Annotated in this window: 13 protein-coding genes and 6 pseudogenes; 10 read left to right on the forward strand and 9 right to left on the reverse strand. The window is 64.1% G+C overall.

Features of this window, described 5'->3' with window-relative positions; all coding sequences use genetic code 11:
- Positions 1-30: 30 nt before the first annotated feature.
- Both EBN1_RS22615 and EBN1_RS22620 read right to left on the reverse strand, forming a co-directional pair.
- Positions 31-612 (reverse strand): DUF6036 family nucleotidyltransferase, encoded by a 582-nt coding sequence (locus EBN1_RS22615; RefSeq protein WP_011254972.1) that lies wholly within the window; start codon positions 610-612, stop codon positions 31-33.
- A gap of 278 nt (positions 613-890) precedes the next feature.
- Positions 891-1,115 (reverse strand): annotated as a pseudogene (locus EBN1_RS22620) (site-specific integrase); the annotation flags it as partial.
- A gap of 92 nt (positions 1,116-1,207) precedes the next feature.
- Here EBN1_RS22620 and EBN1_RS22625 point away from each other — a divergent pair.
- Both EBN1_RS22625 and istA (EBN1_RS22630) read left to right on the forward strand, forming a co-directional pair.
- Positions 1,208-1,865 (forward strand): annotated as a pseudogene (locus tag EBN1_RS22625) (IS5-like element ISAzo38 family transposase); the annotation flags it as partial.
- 236 nt (positions 1,866-2,101) lie between these two features.
- A pseudogene (gene istA, locus EBN1_RS22630) lies at positions 2,102-2,878 on the forward strand (IS21 family transposase); the annotation flags it as partial.
- A 3-nt stretch (positions 2,879-2,881) separates the two neighbouring features.
- Here istA (EBN1_RS22630) and EBN1_RS22635 read toward each other — a convergent pair.
- From EBN1_RS22635 to EBN1_RS22650, 4 genes are all read right to left on the reverse strand, one after another.
- Positions 2,882-4,966: a recombinase family protein gene (locus EBN1_RS22635; RefSeq protein ID WP_011254970.1), complete on the reverse strand. Its 2,085-nt coding sequence runs from the start codon at positions 4,964-4,966 to the stop codon at positions 2,882-2,884.
- Entirely contained in the window at positions 4,956-5,120 is a 165-nt protein-coding gene (locus EBN1_RS22640) for a hypothetical protein (RefSeq protein WP_162014376.1), read from the reverse strand. The genes EBN1_RS22635 and EBN1_RS22640 overlap by 11 nt, the downstream gene beginning before the upstream one ends.
- Before the next feature lie 119 nt (positions 5,121-5,239).
- On the reverse strand, positions 5,240-5,692 hold the full coding sequence (locus tag EBN1_RS22645) for a helix-turn-helix domain-containing protein (protein ID WP_011254969.1): 453 nt from the start codon (positions 5,690-5,692) through the stop codon (positions 5,240-5,242).
- A gap of 176 nt (positions 5,693-5,868) precedes the next feature.
- Complete coding sequence (locus tag EBN1_RS22650) at positions 5,869-6,192, reverse strand: DUF5372 family protein (protein WP_157866804.1); 324 nt, start codon at positions 6,190-6,192, stop codon at positions 5,869-5,871.
- 2 nt (positions 6,193-6,194) lie between these two features.
- Between EBN1_RS22650 and istA (EBN1_RS22655) the strand changes: the two are divergent.
- The 4 genes and pseudogenes from istA (EBN1_RS22655) to EBN1_RS22670 all read left to right on the forward strand — a co-directional run.
- Positions 6,195-6,986: pseudogene (istA, locus tag EBN1_RS22655) on the forward strand (IS21-like element ISAzo4 family transposase); the annotation flags it as partial.
- Positions 6,987-7,008: 22 nt separating this feature from the next.
- Complete coding sequence (gene istB / locus EBN1_RS22660) at positions 7,009-7,743, forward strand: IS21-like element ISAzo4 family helper ATPase IstB (protein WP_011254967.1); 735 nt, start codon at positions 7,009-7,011, stop codon at positions 7,741-7,743.
- Between the two features lie 216 nt (positions 7,744-7,959).
- Positions 7,960-8,127: pseudogene (locus EBN1_RS22665) on the forward strand (transposase); the annotation flags it as partial.
- Positions 8,128-8,205: 78 nt separating this feature from the next.
- A pseudogene (locus EBN1_RS22670) lies at positions 8,206-9,425 on the forward strand (IS701-like element ISAzo35 family transposase).
- A gap of 256 nt (positions 9,426-9,681) precedes the next feature.
- Here EBN1_RS22670 and EBN1_RS22675 read toward each other — a convergent pair.
- The 3 genes from EBN1_RS22675 to EBN1_RS22690 all read right to left on the reverse strand — a co-directional run bounded on the left by EBN1_RS22675 (position 9,682) and on the right by EBN1_RS22690 (position 13,856).
- Positions 9,682-11,604 (reverse strand): outer membrane protein assembly factor BamB family protein, encoded by a 1,923-nt coding sequence (locus tag EBN1_RS22675; RefSeq protein WP_011254963.1) that lies wholly within the window; start codon positions 11,602-11,604, stop codon positions 9,682-9,684.
- Positions 11,601-12,884: an FAD-binding protein gene (locus tag EBN1_RS22930; RefSeq protein WP_338390415.1), complete on the reverse strand. Its 1,284-nt coding sequence runs from the start codon at positions 12,882-12,884 to the stop codon at positions 11,601-11,603. The genes EBN1_RS22675 and EBN1_RS22930 overlap by 4 nt, the downstream gene beginning before the upstream one ends.
- Positions 12,874-13,856 (reverse strand): IS5 family transposase gene (locus tag EBN1_RS22690; RefSeq protein WP_157866798.1). Its coding sequence is split into 2 segments (ribosomal slippage): positions 12,874-13,280 and positions 13,280-13,856, totalling 984 coding nucleotides; the frame shifts between segments, so codons are not numbered across the junction. Before EBN1_RS22690 ends, EBN1_RS22930 begins: the two co-directional genes overlap by 11 nt.
- Before the next feature lie 612 nt (positions 13,857-14,468).
- Here EBN1_RS22690 and EBN1_RS22695 point away from each other — a divergent pair.
- The 4 genes from EBN1_RS22695 (at position 14,469) to EBN1_RS22710 (ending at position 17,992) form a co-directional block, all read left to right on the forward strand.
- Positions 14,469-15,395: an MOSC domain-containing protein gene (locus EBN1_RS22695; RefSeq protein WP_011254959.1), complete on the forward strand. Its 927-nt coding sequence runs from the start codon at positions 14,469-14,471 to the stop codon at positions 15,393-15,395.
- Between the two features lie 14 nt (positions 15,396-15,409).
- Positions 15,410-15,829, forward strand: coding sequence for a RidA family protein (locus EBN1_RS22700; protein WP_011254958.1), 420 nt, complete (start codon positions 15,410-15,412; stop codon positions 15,827-15,829).
- A gap of 227 nt (positions 15,830-16,056) precedes the next feature.
- On the forward strand, positions 16,057-16,800 hold the full coding sequence (locus tag EBN1_RS22705; protein ID WP_011254957.1) for an SDR family NAD(P)-dependent oxidoreductase: 744 nt from the start codon (positions 16,057-16,059) through the stop codon (positions 16,798-16,800).
- Positions 16,801-16,978: 178 nt separating this feature from the next.
- On the forward strand, positions 16,979-17,992 hold the full coding sequence (locus EBN1_RS22710; protein WP_011254956.1) for a zinc-dependent alcohol dehydrogenase family protein: 1,014 nt from the start codon (positions 16,979-16,981) through the stop codon (positions 17,990-17,992).
- The last annotated feature ends 65 nt before the right edge of the window (positions 17,993-18,057 follow it).

Raw genomic sequence — 18,057 nt, forward strand, 5'->3', positions numbered from 1 at the left:
TCTCTAGTGCCGCTCCTCGAGCCAACCGTTTCACGAAGGTCTCCTCTCGTCAAATTTTCTTCTAACATGGGCCAAATTCGGGGTCAAGTCAGGCCCCACGTAGTATTTGGCTGCCTCCAGCGCCAATTGTTCAAACCGTTCCCACGAGGCCTCCGGCAGGGCGAGGAGGGTGAGGATGTCCTCCAGATCCACGTCACCTAGGCGGCCGAGCTTGGACAGGGCAATGTCCTCGATGCTCGGCAGCATCACGACTACGGGTGACTCGCGGATGCCCTCGAGGGGCACGGCGTGGTCCTGGTAGTCCATGTGGAGCGGGCCCAGGGTCGGGTTGAAGGTCGGGTCGTAGGCCAGCTGCGAGGGCCCCTCCTCCGGATCGTCGTAATCCACCGGTGGCAGGTCAGCAAGGATGAGCATCAGTTCGCTCTTGAGCGGCTGCGGATACGCGAACTCGGCGTCGACGTCCGTGCTGGCCCGGGACTGGGCGTAGAGATGCACCGCGCAGCCCCCGAAGATATATGCGTGGACGGCGCCGGGCGGCACTTGGCGCCGAGCGAGTTCCTCGCCTAGGTTGCTGAAGAGCTGCAGGATCGCATCCGTCATCGGGGTGTTCATGATGCCTCCAAGAGTGCTGCCTGCAATTGTATCGGGATAGCGTGGAAGGCCAGACTCAAGTTTCGCAGCTGAAGCACAGCAGAGGAGGCGGCCGCAGTCCTGCGTCGCCTCCGATTCTCCTGGTAAGGCGGGCGTAGGCCGACTCCCATGTCGCCAGGTCGATCCCGTCAGGCTTGTCTGGGTTGCCAGACAAGCCTGACTTGCTAGCAATTCACTTCGAAGCGTTGCCATCCCCAAAGTTAAGCTGGCGCACCCGGCAGCCCAGGCATGGTGCTCGCAAGTTCGAACTGGACCGGCCGCTGCGGCTTTTTCTGGACGACCGCTGTGCGGGACAGCACTGGGGTGCGGTGCGTGACGTCACCAACCCGCAGGGCGACGAGGTCGCATCCGCGAAGCTTGCTGTCGATGGCGAGATTGAACATTGCCAGATCGCGCACGCGGTGTGCGTTCTGGAGGTGAATGCGGATGGCCCAGATATCCTTGGGCTTCAGCGGTGCCTTCTGGCGTTGATGCGGGCCATGATGTTTCTCCTAAGAACCTATCCCGGTAGGTCGACTGTCAAATCGCCGGGGGGTTGATTTGAGAGGACACGGCGATGGGACTGGTCTGCAAGGATGACGGGTGGCGGCTGCCGGACGAGTTGTGGGCGAAGATGGAGCCGTTGTTGCCAGCGCGCAAAGCGCACCCGCTGGGCTGTCATCGGCCGCGGGTGCCGGACCGAATCGCGATGAATGCGATTCTGCTGGTACTGCGCACCGGGATGCAGTGGAACGCGCTCAACGGCAGCGGGATTTGCTCGAGCAGTTCGGCGTACCGGCGGTTTGCCGAATGGCGCGATGCGGGCGTTTTTGGGCGCTTCTGGCACGAGGGTTTGCTCGAGTACGATCGCCTCGAGGGCATTGACTGGAGTTGGCTGTCGTTGGATGGGGCGATGACCAAAGCGCCGTTGGGTGGGGAAAAAAACCGGCCCCAACCCTACGGATCGCGGCAAAGGCGGCGTCAAGCGCAGTCTGTTGACCGAGGCGAGCGGCATTCCGCTGGCCATTGAAATCGATGGCGCGAACCGCCACGACATGAAGCTGGTCGAGGCGACGCTGGGCAAGCTGATGGTCAAACGGCCAACCCCGAGCATGACACGACCGCAGGGCCTGTGCCTGGACAAGGGATACGACTACGACGAAGTGCGGGAGCTGGTAGCCGGCCTCGGATTTACTGCCCATATCCGCGCCCGCGGCGAGGAACAGCGTGACATCCTGCGGATTCCGACCCAACGTGACCGCTGATTCCGAAATAGTGTGACCGGTGAATCCGCGGGTCGTGACCGCGGATTCCGATTTGATCGTGACCGATTTCGGCCAGTTGTCGGAATGGGCGGTCACGTTGTCGGAATCGTCGGTCACGATCAAATCGGAACGGGTTTGTGAGGCCAAGCGTGGCAACGTCGTTTGTCAGGCCGGCTACCCTCGCGCGCTTTGCGCGGAGACCGAGGATGCCGGCGGAGCGGATTGCCATGCACAAGATCAGGGAGCTGTTGCGGCTCAAATACGACTGCACGCTGTCGCACGAGCGCATTGCCCGCGCGCTGTCGATTTCCAAAGGAGTGGTCGCCAAGTATGTGAAGGCGGCCGAGGAGTGCGGCCGGCCGTGGGCCGAGTTGTCAGCGGCCGACGAGGCCGAGCTGCGCCGGGTGCTGGGGGTGACCAGGCGTGGACGTGGCGCGAGCGTGGGCTACGCGGCGCCGGATCTGGCGGCGGTGCATCAGGGGCTCAAGCGAAAGAACGTCACGCTGGCGTTGCTGTGGGAAGAGTACGCGCAGACGGCCGACGGGCCGAGCTATCAGTACTCGCGCTTTTGCGACCTGTACCGCGCGTTCGCCCGCACGCTCAAGCGCTCGATGCGCCAAGTGCACCGCGCCGGCGAGAAACTCTTCATCGATTACGCGGGCCACACGGTGCCGATCGTCGACGCCGACACGGGCGAGATTTCGCGCGCGCAGATCTTCGTCGCGGTGCTCGGCGCCTCGAGCTATACGTTCGCCTGCGCCACGGCGACGCAGTCGCAGGCCGACTGGCTGGGCTCGCTCGCCCGGGCGCTGGCCTTCATCGGCGGCGTGCCCGAGCTCGTCGTGCCCGACAATACGCGCTCGCTCATCGGTCAAGCCGACCGGTATGAGCCGCAACTGCAGCGCACCACCGCCGAGTTCGCCGCGCACTACGGCGTGGCGATCCTGCCCGCGCGCCCTTACAAGCCGCAGGACAAGGCGAAGGCTTCATATTGCACCTTGTGTGGTTGATGAAACGGCGATGAGCGTCGGCGACCTGCTTCCATAGCGCCCGCCGGCCCCCTTGGTGACGAGGACCTCTCCGACTGGCTCGTACAGGCAACGGTGATTGTTGCCGTAGAGATGGCGCCGCAGCAAGCCTTGCCGCCCCCACTGGTGAATGGTGGTGGGGCATACGTCCAGTTGCTTTGCCAACTCGTCCCCGGTCCGCATGCCGCGCTCACGCAGGCGTTCGAAGCGGCTCTTCAGGTGATAGGCATTGCGCAGGACGATCACCTTCTTGAAGGTGAAGCTCTGGCCTTGCCAATTGCGGTAGCCCAGTTCGTTGAGTCGCGCTGCGACCTGCCGGTCCGTGCAGGTCTCGAGCAGTTCGTCCACCGTCTGCACTACCTGCGGCGACGTCTTGCGGATCTGGGCGATCGGCTTCGGCTTGTCGATCAGCAACGAGCGGGTCTTGCCACCGCGGAAGCGAACGTGAATGGACACCCGGTCGGCCTTGACGAGCGTCACATCTTCGATGAGCAGCGCCATCATGCGCTTGCGCTCGATCGGCTCGGTGCGCGGATCATTCCAGACATGCCGGAACTCCTTCGCGAGCGCGAGGATGCGTCCGCGCGCCTCCTCGCCGAGCAGCCCCTGGTCGGCGGCGCGCTGGCGCTCATGCTCGCGCTGCAGCGCATCGAGCTGACGCAGCCGCGCGTTCCAGTCTGCCTCCAGCGCGTCGGCCACCAGGCGATTGTCCGGATCGACCTTGAGGTAACGACGCCGCGCGAGTTCCGCTTCGTACCGTGCCCGCTCCAGTTGCGAGGCGCGCAGCGTCTCGGCCTGCTCGAGGCGCCCGGCGATCTCTTCCTGCACCGCAAGGGCGACCTCGATGGCCGCCGGTGCCACGCTCTCCAGCAGCAGCGCACTGATCGCCTCGTCGATCGGGCGCCCGCGCACCGACTGACACAGCTTGCCGGCGCGGCGTACCACCGCGTCCGTGCACTGGTAATACGGTTCGAGACGGCCCTCGACCTCCTGATAGCGCACGCGCATGCGCGCCCCGCACAGGCCGCAAACCACGCGCCCCTGCAGCAGCCCCGTGCCCTCGCGCGGCACCCGACCTCGGGACGCCTCACCAAAGCCGCCCACGTTCTGCTTGAGTGTCGCCTGATTGCGCTCGTACTCCTCCCAGTCGATGTACCCCACATGCGCATCGCGGATCAGAACGTGCCACTGTTCGCGCGCCACCTTGTGCTGAACGGACTTGAGCTGCGCGTTGCGCCCGCCACGGGTGCGCCCATAGACGAAGGCGCCGGCATAGCGCGGGTTGTGCAGGATCTGCACCGCGCGCGAGTGGTCCAGCGTCGCCCACAGCAATTCGCCCTTGCCGATGCCGCCACGGATGCGGCGCGGGAACGCCCACCCCTCGCGTTGAAACCGGCGCACCACGGCGCTTGCCGAGCCGCATTCGGCAAAGCTCACGAACAGCAGGCGCAGCGTGTCCTGGATCTGCCGGTCGGGGTCCAGAACGACCGAACCGTCGGCACCATAAACGAGCCCGATCGGCAGGGCCAATTCCAACTCGCCGCGGCGCGCCTTGTTGCGGATGCCGCCCTGCAGGCGAGCCCTGAGTACATGCAGTTCGGCCTCGCTCATCGTGCCCTTCAGCCCCAGCAGCAGCCGGTCGTTGAAATGCGCCGGATCGTAGATCCCATCCTCGTCCAGAATCAGGGTGTGGGAGAGCGCTGCCAGTTCGATCAGGCGATGCCAGTCCGCGTTGTTGCGCGCCAGGCGCGAGACCTCCAAACCGAGCACGATGCCGGCATGGCCAATCGCCACCTCGCTGACCAGCTGCTGGAAGCCGTCCCGCCCCTCGGCGCTCGCTCCCGAGCGCCCCAGGTCGCTGTCGATCACATGGATGCGCTCGATCGGCCAGCCCAGTGCGCTCGCCCGCTCGCGCAGGGCATACTGACGCTTGGTGCTCTCGGTGTTCTCGAACACTTGGCGCAGCGAGGACTGGCGCACATAGAGGAAGGCATCGCGGCTGAGATGATCGGCAGTGACCTTCTGATGGGTTTCAGTAAACATGGACCACCTCCGACTGGGTTCGCAGCAGCATGTTGGCGAGCAGGCGCACGAATTGACGGTTGTTCGGGATGGGGGCGACGGCGCCTGCCGGGGCACTCTGGACGAAGGACGCAACGGGCGGGCTCGTCAGGATCAGCGTCAATCCGTTTAGCATGCCGTGATAGACGATGGCGCCGAGCCCCTCGGGGCGGGCCTGACCCGTCAGGACTTCGGTACGCAGCGCCTCGTAAGTCTCGACGACAGTGAGCGGGAGCCGCTGCAGATCGCCATGCCTTAGGGTTTTTTTTTGCGCGCCATCGCGCGCTCGATGCTGCGGGGATGCACCGACACGCCCAACTCGGTCTCCAGGTTGAGCGCCAGCATGCGGGCGTGGATTTGACCGTCGCCTTCGAGGTGCTGCTCGATGAAGCTCATCACCTCGGGCTTGAGCTTGTGCGCGCCCTTCGGCCCCCGCTGGCGCGGCAGCAGCCCCGCCAGTCCGTCGCGGGCAAAGGCCGCTTCGGCCTGATAGAAGGTGGGACGCGACAGACCGAACAGCGCCGCGGCATCGGCTTTGGACGCGCCCTCGAGGCTCACCTGCCGCAACATCTCGTACTTCACCTGCACCAGATCGCGGGCGTCGAAGAACCCGCCTGTCTGGAACCAGGGGGCGCGCACCCGCTCCGGGTTCGGGTTGAGCACGCCGAGTTGTTTGAGGCGCTCGGCCTTGGCATCGCGCTTGGACATGAGAGCAGATCTCGTGGAACGTATGTATTGTAAAATATGCCGCACAATAACCGCTGTCAAGGTGCAGAACCACAGAGTGCGCGCGGATATCCTTAAACATCCGGGCATATCTACGCCTGCTCGGCCGAAGTGCAGCACTCATAGCGGCGAAATTTAGCTTACGTGCGCGGCACAATTTACTTGACACGACGGCCTCTGCGTTGCAGTGCTGGCCGCAGATCCTCGAGTAGCGCGGCGAGCTTGAGCAGGTCGTCCGTACGAAACCAGGAGCGTCCCGCGGAGATCTGGCTGAAGAGATCATCACCGGCGAGATTCGTCCACGAGATCAGCATCGAGCGCAATCGCGCTCGGCTATCGAAGTACATGACCCGATCTTCGCCCCAGTTCCACTTGCGCGTGACCAGCATAAACTCGACCCCGCGCAGGGGATGGAACGGATGGGTGATCTCGAAGGTTATGGGCGCTTGACTACCCTCACGGGCAGCAGTTGCTGACTTGATAGAAGGCCAAGGTCGAAGTCGGCGTGCAGATCGTGCAGCGCTGGATTCTGGCGCGGCTGCGTCACCGGCGTTTCTTCTCGCTGGGGGAGTTGAACGAGGCGATCGCCGCGTTACTCGAGCCGCTGAACACGCGTGCCTTCCGGCGCCTGCCAGGCTCGCGCCACGAAGCGTTCGAGACGCTCGATCGGCCGGCGCTGCGCCCGTTGCCCGCCACCGCGTTCCAGTTCGCCCAATGGAAACGGGCCAAGCCCAACATCGACTACCACGTCGAGTTCGACGGGCATTACTACAGCGTGCCGTATGCGCTCGCCGGCCAACCGGTGGAGTTGCGCATCACCGCGAGCAGCATCGAATGCTTTGCCGCGGGCCGCCGCGTTGCGGTGCATGCGAGAAGCCACCGGCACGGGGCTTTCACCACGCTCACCGAGCACATGCCCGCATCGCATCAGGCGCACCGCCAGTGGTCCCCGGGCAAACTCATCGGGTGGGGCGCCACGGTCGGACCTCACACCGAGCAGGTGGTCAGCCACCAACTCGAACGCATGCCGCACCCCGAGCAGGGCTACCGGGCATGCCTCGGGCTGATGCGCCTCGGTCGTCAATACGGCAACGAACGCCTCGAAGCCGCGGCGACCCGCGCCGTCACCCTCGGGGCGATGCGTTACCGCAACGTCGCCTCGATCCTCAAGAGCGGGCTCGACCGCGCGCCGCTGCCCGCATCCACTGCGCAGCAAAGCGAGCTTGCGCTACCGGCCGCTCACGAGAACCTGCGCGGTGCGCGCTACTACCACTGATTCCACCCACCGGAGAACATCGATGCTGATGCAACACAGCCTGCAACAACTGCGCACCCTGCGCCTGGAAGGCATGGCCCGCGCCTTCGAGGAGCAGCTCACCCAGCCCGCCATCACCGCGCTCAGCTTCGAGGAGCGTTTCGCCCAGCTCATCGATCGCGAGATTCTGCTGCGCGACGGCAAACGCATCGATCGGCTGCTCAAGGCCGCCCGCATCAAAGCCGCTGCCGCCTGCCTGGAGGACGTCGACTACCGCGCCGGGCGCGGCCTCGAGCGCAGCCAGATCGCCGCGCTCGGCACCGGTCAATGGATTCGTCACCACCAGAACTGCCTCATCACGGGCCCCACCGGCAGCGGCAAGACCTGGCTCGCCTGCGCGCTCGCCAACGCGGCGTGCCGGCAGGGCCTCGCGGCCTACTACGTGCGTCTGCCGCGGCTCTTCGAGGAGCTGCGCATCGCGCATGCCGACGGCAGCTTCAGCCGACGCCTCATGCAGCTCGCGCGCATGGATCTCATCGTCATCGACGATTGGGGCCTGGCCGCGCCGTCGGCTCAGGAGCGAAGCGACCTGCTGGAGCTGCTCGACGACCGGGTCGGCACGCGTTCGACCGTGATCACCAGCCAGCTGCCGATCGAGCACTGGCACACCTACTTGGGCGACCCGACCTTCGCCGATGCCATTCTCGATCGCGTCGTGCACGCCGCGCACAAGCTCGCCCTCAAGGACGAGTCGATGAGAAGAAAGGAAAAGGCATGAGGCCGTGCGCGCGAGACGCCTTACCCACAGGCGCCCGCCCGCCAGCGTATGAGGCGCGCTGGCGGCCGCCTGTGGATAAGTCTGCATCAGGCCTCGAATCGAGCGTCATCGTGACCAACGCGGTTAGAATCTGAACACCACGCTTCGCGCGCAGACCCCACCGGTCACGTTCGTCGGTGCAGGCGGTCACGTTCGTCGGAATGCGCAGACATCCGGGAACTCGGCTATCGAGCGCGGCGGTGGGTCGTCGAGCGGACCCACGGCTGGCTCAATCGCTATCGTCGCCTGTTGATACGTTGGGAGAAGAAAGCCGACTCCTACCTCGCCATGCTGCACTTTGCCTGCGGCATCATCACTTGGCGGGCCACTGGCCTACTGGAATAGGTTCTAATACTACAGTTGCAGATCATTCTTGTCCGACGCCTGTCAAAGCGAGGTTGGCTGCAGTCGAGGGTGGCAGTGATGTTGAGGCAGGCGGTTGAGTTGGCGCCCCACCGGGCGTTCTCCGAAGTGGAGCGCTGGTCAGAGCAGTTCGAAGCGCTGGTGCAGGAGATCGGGTGGCGTTTTTCGCGCAAGGATGTTCGCCGACATGCCATGGATTATTTGCGTGGCCTGCTCGGACCGGCCGAGCGCAAGAACGGCTGGCAGTTAGCCGAAGCGGCCGGTGAGGCAAGCCCGGCGGCGATCCAGCATTTGCTCGGGCGCGCGGTGTGGAATGCCGACGCGGTCCGCGACGATCTGCGCACCTATGTGACGAGGCATCTGAAAGATCCCGAAGCGGTATTGGTCGTCGATGAGACGGGCTTTCTCAAGAAGGGGCGCCACTCGGTCGGGGTGCAGCGCCAGTACAGCGGCACGGCCGGGCGCATCGAGAACTGCCAGATCGGCGTCTTTCTCGCCTATGCCGGCGAGCACGGGCGCGCCTTCATCGACCGCGAGTTGTACCTGCCGCGCGAATGGACGGACGATGCGGCGCGCTGCGAAGCGGCCGGTGTACCCAGGGACACCGGCTTTGCCACCAAACCGCAGCTGGCCCGGCGCCTGATCGAGGGCGCCATCGAGGCGAGCACCCCTTCGCCTGGGTAGCGGGTGATGAGGTGTACGGCAATGACCGGCGCCTGCGGGTGTGGCTCGAGGAGCAGGATCGTTCCTATGTGCTGGCCATTGCCCGCACCCAGCATCTTTGGCGCGAGACTATGCGCCAGCAAAGAGCGCGGGCCATCGCGCAGGAGATTCCCGACTCAGGGTGGCAACGACTGTCGGCCGGCGATGGCGCCAAGGGGCCGCGTCTGTACGACTGGGCCTTTGTGCCGATGCTCAGTTGGATGACGTCCCAGCAGCGGGGCCTGCTGGTGCGCAGAAGCCTGGGTGAGGACCGGGAGCTGGCCTACTATGCGGTCTATGCCCCCTTCGGCACCGCGCTGCCCGAGCTGGTGCGCGTGGCCGGACGGCGCTGGGCGATCGAGGAAGGGTTCGAAGCGAGCAAACAGCTCGTGGGCCTCGACCACTATGAGGTGCGCAGTTGGACCGGATAGTACCGGCACATCACACTGGCCCTACTCGCCCACGCCTATTTGGCTGTGCTGCGCCGGGCGGCGATCGACTTCGACCTCAAAAAAAGTCCCGCCCCTCCGCGCTCCTCGCTGCAGGCGTTCAAGGCCCGGCGGGGCTGCTACCCCTGACCGTGCCCGAGATCCGGCGCCTGCTGCTTGCCCTGGTCTGGCACCGCCCGCCTCAACCGGCCGCAACCCTCGCCTGGTCCTACTGGCGACGACGACACCAAGCCTATGCCAAGGACTGTCATTACCGCCGTGTAATTCAAGAGCATCTGCAACTGTAGTACTAGAGATCGCTGTTGACGATGAGCGACGTGGGCAGCCGCGGAGGAGAGCCCGCGTCGCTTTCAGCGCGCCGAGGCGCAGTCGATGCGGCGGAGCATTATTTGCCATCGACGCTGAACACGAGCAATGCATTCCCCGGCATTTTGAAGGAGAAACCGTAGCCCGAATTGACCAGCACATGCCCGTCGGCCAGAGTCGCCCCCGGCCCGCTCATGGAGCCGCCCTGTGCCATCACCCCCTCGCCGTTGACGGCGGGGAACTGCCGGGCGGTGTCGAATTCCCAGAGAATCTTTCCGGTCTCTCCCTCATAGGCGCGAAACCAGCCGTTCCAGTGCCCAGCAAACACCACGCCGGGCATTGCGGTTACGGCGGCCGACACGCCCGGTTCGCAGAATTTCCGGCCGTGGCACAGTTCCTCAGGCTCGCGGTGCGTCCACAGCGTCACACCATTGCGCGCGTCGATCGCATTCAGTCCCGGGGCTCCGGCCTGATCGTGCGGTGTGCCATCGGCCTTCATCATCACGTCGACGACCGGCACATAGACCCGCCAGCCTTCTGCAGCCATGCCGAAATGCGTGCCGCCCTGGATGCTTCCCTGTCCGACCCGGCTCTGCCAAACCTGCCTGCCGGTATTCGGGGAGAGTCCATGCACATTGCCGGATTTCGGAGCCACGACCAGGATATCCCGGCCTTTGCCGGCTTCAACCTTGAGGACCGAGGCGGCGATGTCGAAATCGGGGCCGTTCTCCTCAGGGCAGTTGGGATGGCCGGTGGCAAATGAGCAGGAGCCATTCCAGGAGTCTCGAGAGGTCGTCTGGAACTGCCAGCGGCGCTCGCCAGTCTTCAGGTCCACGGCGAATACCGCGTCCGAGTTGCGGTCGGCCGGCGAGGAATAGTTCTCGCCGCTGCCGAAGTACAGCACGCCCCGGGCCGCATCAATGGTCGGACTGTTCCACACCGGCGCGCCCGAGGGCCCGAGGATGGGCGTACCGACAGTGGTCTTGCCTTTAACCGCCGGCTTCTCCTCAACCGTGAAGTGGCGCCACCGAATTTCGCCCGTGTTCATGTCCAGCGCTGTCACTGAGCCGCGGAAGGTGCAGCACGCATATTTCTCGTCGAGCGCGTTCAACACTTCGAGGGAGGACACGGGCACATAAAGCAGGCCGTCGTGGGGTACGGGCGTTCCCGTGATGGTGGCGTTCGCGTGATCGTCGGGCCGCGTTCTCCACAACACCTTTCCGGTGAGGGCATCCATCGCGTACACGTTGCCCAGGTAATCGCCGAAGAACAGGCGCGGCAACCGGCCGGGTGCAGCCTCGGGCGGCAGCTGCTCGGCCACCACCGTGGTGCGCACCTCGCCTGAGACCTGGCTGGTCCACTTGGCGCACCCGGTCTCCAGATCGAACGCGTATACCGTTCCATCCTGGCTTCCCACATAGACGGCGCCATAAGCTACAACCGGCTGTGACCGAGCCTGTTTCGCGTCGGGGAAAGCATAGGCCCACTTGAGTTTCAGCTTGGGCACGTCTTCTTTGGTCAAGCCGGACGCCGACGTGGGCACGAAGCGCCGGTTGTCATAGCCCCAGCCCGCTGGCGCCGGCGGCTTGGACAGGTCGAAACCGCGCCGCTCCGGGGCGCACATCTCCGCTGCGGGGGGCGGGTTGTATGTAGCCAAATTCTTCTCCGTCAGGTATTCGGCAACTTGGCGCCGTTCCTCTGCGCTCAGAGGGGCTGCCTGGTCCTTCATGACCCCCTTGTCGAGCGCCCTGAGAATGGCTGCCGGCGACATCGCCCGCAAGAATTCGGCGTGCGGCGCCTTCGGGACCCCACCGTTGTGACAAGTCGCGCAGATCTTCGCAAACACGGCTTTCCCCGGATGCCTGTCCCGATCGAAATCGGCCCCGCTCCGGTCAATAGGCAACGATGCCGCCGCCTGCACTTCGAGCGCAGTCCATGCCGTCCACATCAGCAGGCCGACGAAGCGTCCGGTCGTGCGGTTCTTGTCGAAACCCCGACTCATAGTGTCTGTCTCCTAATTTTCCTGCTCTTCGCTTGTCGCCACGGCCGGCTGTGCGCGCCGCGGCGACGCGGCAAACGTGGCGGCGGGCTAGGGCGCGAAACACCGTCGTCGAAAAGCACGCGACGAGCCGCTGCCCCTCGGTCGCAGTCCGCTAGCGCGCCCTCGGCAGTAGCCGTCTCAGCCTTCGTTATGCTTGCCTGTCGCGTGCGCGCCGGCGATTTAGCCGAAGGTGAGCGCAACACCGATCGTGTGTCCGGCTCCGTAATACGCCTCCCGCGATATGCTGGCCGCGCAGTTGCCCGCCGCCTAGAGACCGGGAATCGGGCGGTTGTGGGCATCGAGCACCTGCGAGTGCTCGTTGGCCGCCGGACCGCCGCTCGTGCCGAGCGCACCGGCGGCGAGGATGAACGCGTAATACGGCCCCATTCGGCCAACGGATGCATGGTGACGTTGGGCCGCGGGTTGACGGGTTGAGCCGTGCCTTTGCGCATCGAAGAGAACGTGGCCGGCCAATCCCGATCGTAGGCGTGCAGGCCGCGTCCGAATTCCTCATCGCGACCGCTCTTCGCGTACCCGTTGAACCGGGCGACGGTTTCCCGAAGCGTCGCCGTAAAGTACGGCGACAGCGTGAAGGAACCGATTTCCGATCGGTGCTTCTGCAGACGGGCAGTGATGTTGGTGGTCAGTTCCGCAAGCGTTGCCCCTTGGATCAGGAAGGGGTGCGACTGCCCGTTGGGGAGCGGGAAGGCGCCACCGAAGCCGTCCAGCGTGCGCTCATCGAAGATCATGAACTGGCATTGGTTCGGGTATTCCTTGGCGACGGGATCGAAGACGAAATGTAGTTCGGTGCGATCGTTATAATTGATCTTCTCGTTGACGATGCGCTTCCCGTATTTGTTAACCACGACCATCGAATCGCCCGGCAGCACAAAAGCGCCCAGACCGATGGCGTGGTTCTCCAGCGCCTCTTCCAGCACGACCTGCGTGCGCCAGGCCGTGCCGAGCGCACCCATGCCGGCGCCAGCGTCAGCGGCTATCGACATGAAGTCTCCCGTTGAGCCGGACATTGCGCAGCTGCCGTAGAGGCCAGGCTGATGGATGCCGACCAGTTCGGTATTGTGGGCGTAGCCGCCGCTGCCGAAGTTCACCGCGCGCCGCGCCTTGACGCGAACAGGCTTGCCGTCCTTGATGGGTTCGATGCCAACGACGCGTGCGCCATCCGTAGGTATTTCACCCCCGCTTTTCGCGCCCTGGCGCCCTGGCGCCCCATCAGGATGCACCTCGGGCGTGAAGCGCCAACAACGGTCGGTGCGCCATAAACAGATTAGCCAGACCGAATAGCGAGAAGAGCTGCGCCTCGTTCTTCGCCAGTCCGCGGTAACGGGTCTTTCGGTGCTTGAAGAAGTTCTTCACGACATGGAACGGGTGCTCGACCTTGGCGCGGATGCTCGCCTTCGCGCGCTCGAGCTTCTCGAGGAGCTTGCCCAGCCGGTTCTTCGGCAGCGCCTTGCGTTTGCTGCGCTTCATGGCGATGTGCCAAGTCGCTTTGTTGTCGCGGTTTTCCTCGCGCTTCTCGACGCCCTGATAGCCCGCGTCACCCAGCACTTCCGTCTCCTCTCCGTGCAGCAGCTTGTGCGTCTGGCTCACGTCGCTCTCGTTGGCCGCCGTGGCCACCCCGCATGCACCAGGCCCGATTCGGCATCGACGCCGATGTGCGCTTTCATCCCGAAATGCCACTGATTGCCCTTCTTCGTCTGGTGCATCTCGGGATCACGTGCCTTCGCGCGGTTCTTGGTCGAAGGGGGCGCGGCGATGAGCGTCGCATCGACGATGGTGCCCTCGCGCATCATCAGGCCCCTCTCCGCGAGGTGCGTCTTGATCGCCTCGAAAATTTTGCGCGTGAGCCCGTGCGTTTCCAGTAGGCGGCGAAACTTCAACAGTGTGGTCGCGTCGGGCGCCGCTTCACGGGCCAGGTCGATCCCGAGGAAGCGGCGGATCGCCTGGCTGTCGTAGATCGCGTCCTCGATCCCTTCGTCCGACAATCCGAAGCACTGCTGCGCCAGGTACATCCGCAGCATCCGTCCCACCCCGATCAGCGGCCGACCGCGGCCTTCGCCCTTCGGATAGAACGGCTCGATCTCGACCTCAAGCGCCGACCACGGCGTCACCGCCTCGATCTCGGCGAGGAATCGGTCGCGCCGCGTCTGCTTCTTCTTCGCGGCGTACTCCAGCTCGGAAAAGCTCGATTGCATCGGTCGCAGTCTGGTCGTGATGGCAACAGCCGCCATTATCTGAAAGGCATGCCGCCAGCTGGGCGGCGGCGGACGAATAAATCAGCGCTTCCCTAGGCCTGCGCCCGGTCCTGCTCACTGCCACTACAGTTACGGGAAAGCAGGGCGTGTCACCGCGCTTATATTTCCTTTTCGCTTAGTCCGCGGTCGAGTTGCGTCGAGCAAATGAATTATACGATCGTTGGCGAAGATGACCTGTGTGAAGCGATGGTAAAATATAATCTCCCAGCAAGCAATATATTCTTTTTCGTTGCGGAAGTTTCATTTGCTTCCCCCCGACAACGGCGTAACAAGCGGCAGGCGACGGCGGTTTTCCCCTGGTCGGCATAATGGACCCTGCCCTTTTATCATCGATAGAGCTAGTAAAGATGGGGCGGCAGCGAGTATTGTCGGCACGCGCCAGAATATATTGCATAGACTGAAAAATATATTTAACATGAGGCCTATGCATATGATGGAACCAAGCCCGGACGCCTGACGTGTCACCTCGTATCCGGACTCAGGCTCATCGGCAGGCGGTTTTTGCGCCTGGAGCGCCACTTCATAAGAATCAGAAGATAGGGAGCAGTTCGAATGCCAATTGGCAGGATTGTCGAAATCTGGCGCTACCCGGTGAAGTCGATGGGCGGCGAGTCGATCACGAGCGCTTCGGTCGGCAAGCTCGGCATCGCGGGCGACCGCTGTTGGGCCGTGCGCGATCCCGGAGACAAAGGGGAAATTCGTACTGCGCGAAAGTTTCCTCGGCTGTTGCAGTGCTCGGCACGCTGCGTCGGCGAACCGGTGGCCCAGGGCGATGCCGACATGATTGACGTCGATTGGACGAAGCGAGGTCGTCCCTTGCGCGTCGCCCGCAAGTCCCCGCGCATCGAGGTGGACTTTCCCGACGGTGGCCGCCTAGGCAGTCACGAGCCGGGGATGTCGGACGATTTGTCGAAGGTAGTCGGCATTCCGGTCGACCTCTGCCCGCTACAGCCGGCCGACGACGCCGCTCACCATCAGCGCTTTCGCCGGCGTCGTCAAGAGCTCGATCAGGAGTTCAAGGATATGCTGGCGCGCTTGCCCGATGAGCCCTATCCCGACCTGGTCGCGCAGTTCGGCACCGACGTGATGGATTTCGTCACGCCCCCCGGCACGTACTTCGACGCCATGCCGCTGCACTTGATCACCACTGCGGCGTTGCGCGAGCTTGAGCGCTTGAATCCGCACGGCTCATTCGACCGACGCCGCTTCCGGGCCAACTTCGTCGTCGAGGTGGACGACGCGTCCGGCTTCGTTGAGTTCGACTGGTGCGGACGATCGCTGCGCCTCGGCGCCCTGACGACCAGCGTTCACATCCCGGTCGTGCGCTGTGTGATGCTAACGTTGGCGCAGCGCGATCTACCGAAAGACCCTTCCGTGCTGCGTACCGTGGTGCGCCACGCCAAACAGAACTTCGGGGTCTACCTCACCGCGGCCGAGCCTGCGACCGTCCGGGTTGGCGATCCGATCGAGCTGATCTGATAGGCAGAATAAGAATGTCAAAACAGGGACGAAAGCTGTTGAATCCGGCGGGTATCGAGGCGTTGTCGCGCCGTCTGGGTTTTTCTCAGGCAGTGCAGGTTGGCGATACGATCTGGGTATCCGGCCAAGTCGGCTGGGACGACGAAGGAAACATCGCCGAGGGCATCAAGGAGCAGTCCCGGCTGGCGCTCAAGAATCTGCGGCGTGTTCTCGCCGAGGCCGGAGCGACGCTTGACGACATCGTTGAACTCGTCACATTCCAAGTGGACATGTCCGACCTCGCGGCCTTTGCACAGGTGAAGTCGGAGCTGATGCCCAATGCCTATCCGGCGTGGACGGCGGTGGGCACGACGGCGCTTGCCTTTCCGGCGCTGCTCATCGAGGTGCGGGCCACTGCGGTGCGGCACTGCCTCGATCAGTCTGCGAAACCATAGCGGATCGGGGTTGCTCGGATTCGCCCCAATAGGGTGCCGACCAAGCCGCCCTGTGGCTCGCTCCGGCTCTTCATCAAGGGCACGACGAACCTGAAAATTGCTTGGGCCGCTAAGCTTGGGGAGGCACTGGCAACCGGCGGCCCAGCGATTTGATGGCGTGAGGCGCTCTGCGGCATCGCAGGTGCCAACATAGCCCCTAGCGGGCGATACGAGGAAGGAGTTGTGAGATGCGTTTAGAAAAAAAAATCGCGATCGTGACAGGCGCCGCTTCGGGGATTGGACAGGCGACGGCATTGCGGTTGGCAAAAGAAGGTGCTCATGTTGCTTGCTTTGACTTCAAGAGCCTGGACAGCACCATGAAGGCCATCGAGGCGGCGGGTGGCAATGCCAGCGCCTTCCAGGGAGATGTGAAACGAGCCTCCGACTGGGCGGAGATGGTGAAGCAGACTGTGGAACGCTTCGGGCGCGTGGATGTGCTAGCTAACATCGCCGGTGTCGTCTCTATCGGGTCGGACAATATCCTGGATCAGACCGAGGAGGGTTGGGACCGCATCATGGACATCAACGTCAAGGGTACCTGGCTGGGAATGAAGGAGGTCATGCCGGTGATGATGAAGAACGGTGGCGGGAAAATCGTCAATGTGGCATCCCTGGCCGCTCATGTGGGTCTGACTAACCTGGCGGCCTATTCGGCTTCCAAGGGGGCAGTCGTGGCCCTGACCCGGTACGCCGCCATGGAATACGCCAAAGACAATATTCAGGTCAACGCGGTTTCGCCGGGCATCATCCAGACCCCCATCCTGGGCGACACCACCCCGGAGATGACCAAGCTGTTCAGCGCCGACACACCGGCAGGAAGGTTGGGCAGGCCTGAGGAAATTGCCAACATGGTCCTGTTCCTTGCTTCCGATGAGGCTGATTTCATTACCGGTATCACCCACATCGTCGACGGTGGCTGGGGATCTCACTAGGGCTTTGGGGGAGCTGCACGAATGGCGCATGACACACGGATCCGAGGACTACTGGAACGACGCGGTCGGACGTCTCGTGCTCGCGAGTTCCCATCCGACCGTGATCGATTTCGTTCGTCTCGGCGGGTAGGCGGTTCACGCCACGGGCCACGGCGCGATGGCGGTGGCGGGGAAGCACATGACCATGCAGGCGGCGATACTCGAGTCACCCGGAATCGAAAACGTGCGCGTACGCGCGATACCCATGCCGACAGCGGGCCCGGGGACAGCCCTTGTCCGCATGCGCGCAGCCTCGCTCAATTACCGCGACCTGGTCGTGGTCAACGGAGGCTTCGGGTCGCGGCAGAAGCAGAGCGGCCTCGTCCTGCTCTCTGACGGTGCGGGCGAGATCGTCGAATTGGGTGAGGGCGTGTGTGAGTTCAACATCGGCGACCGGGTTGCCAGCTGCTTCTACGAGGACTGGGCTGGCGGCCGGCCTACCGCGGCGCGGTTGGCAACCGCGCTGGCGGCCGGACGTGACGGCATCGCGTGCGAGTACCGGGCGCTTGCGGCAACAGGCATCATGCGCGTACCCGATCATCTGAGCTGGATCGAGGCGGCCACTCTTCCATGCTCTGCGCTGACCGCCTGGAGTGCAGTCGTGGCGCACGGCGCAACGAAAGCCGGCGAGACTATAGTGACCCAGGGTTCCGGCGGCGTTTCGCTGTTCGCCGCCCAGTTTGCCCTTGCCTGCGGTGCGCGGCTCATATCCACGTCGTCATCGGAGGCCAAGCTCGCGCGACTGAAGGAAATCGGAGCACACGAGCTCATCAACTACCGCGCAGAACCGGAATGGGGGCGGCGGGCACGGGCGCTGAGCGGGGAGGGGGCTGACTTGGTAATCGACATCGGGGGCCGCGCGACCCTCAAGCAGTCCATGCTCGCGCTGCGCCCGGGGGGCACCGTCGCGCTCATTGGTGCGGTCAGCGGCCAGCGCGCCTCTCTCAACCTCGGTGCTGCCGTGGCCAATTCGATCCGCCTGCAGGGAATTGCCGTCGGCCATCGCGAGAGCTACGCTGAGATGATGCGCGCCGTGTCGTTCCATAAGATCAGGCCGGTGACCGACGAGGTGTTTCCCCTGGCCGATATTCAGGCGGCGCTCAGATTCTTGGCATCCGGGCAGCACGTGGGCAAAGTGTGTATCGAGATCTGACGCCGTCGTCCTGATAAAGCGCTGACCGGGCGATCCGTTCGGCCAGCTTCCCCTGCTCCGCCTCT

The sequence above is a fragment of the Aromatoleum aromaticum EbN1 genome (genome assembly GCF_000025965.1).
GTDB classification, from domain to species: domain Bacteria; phylum Pseudomonadota; class Gammaproteobacteria; order Burkholderiales; family Rhodocyclaceae; genus Aromatoleum; species Aromatoleum aromaticum.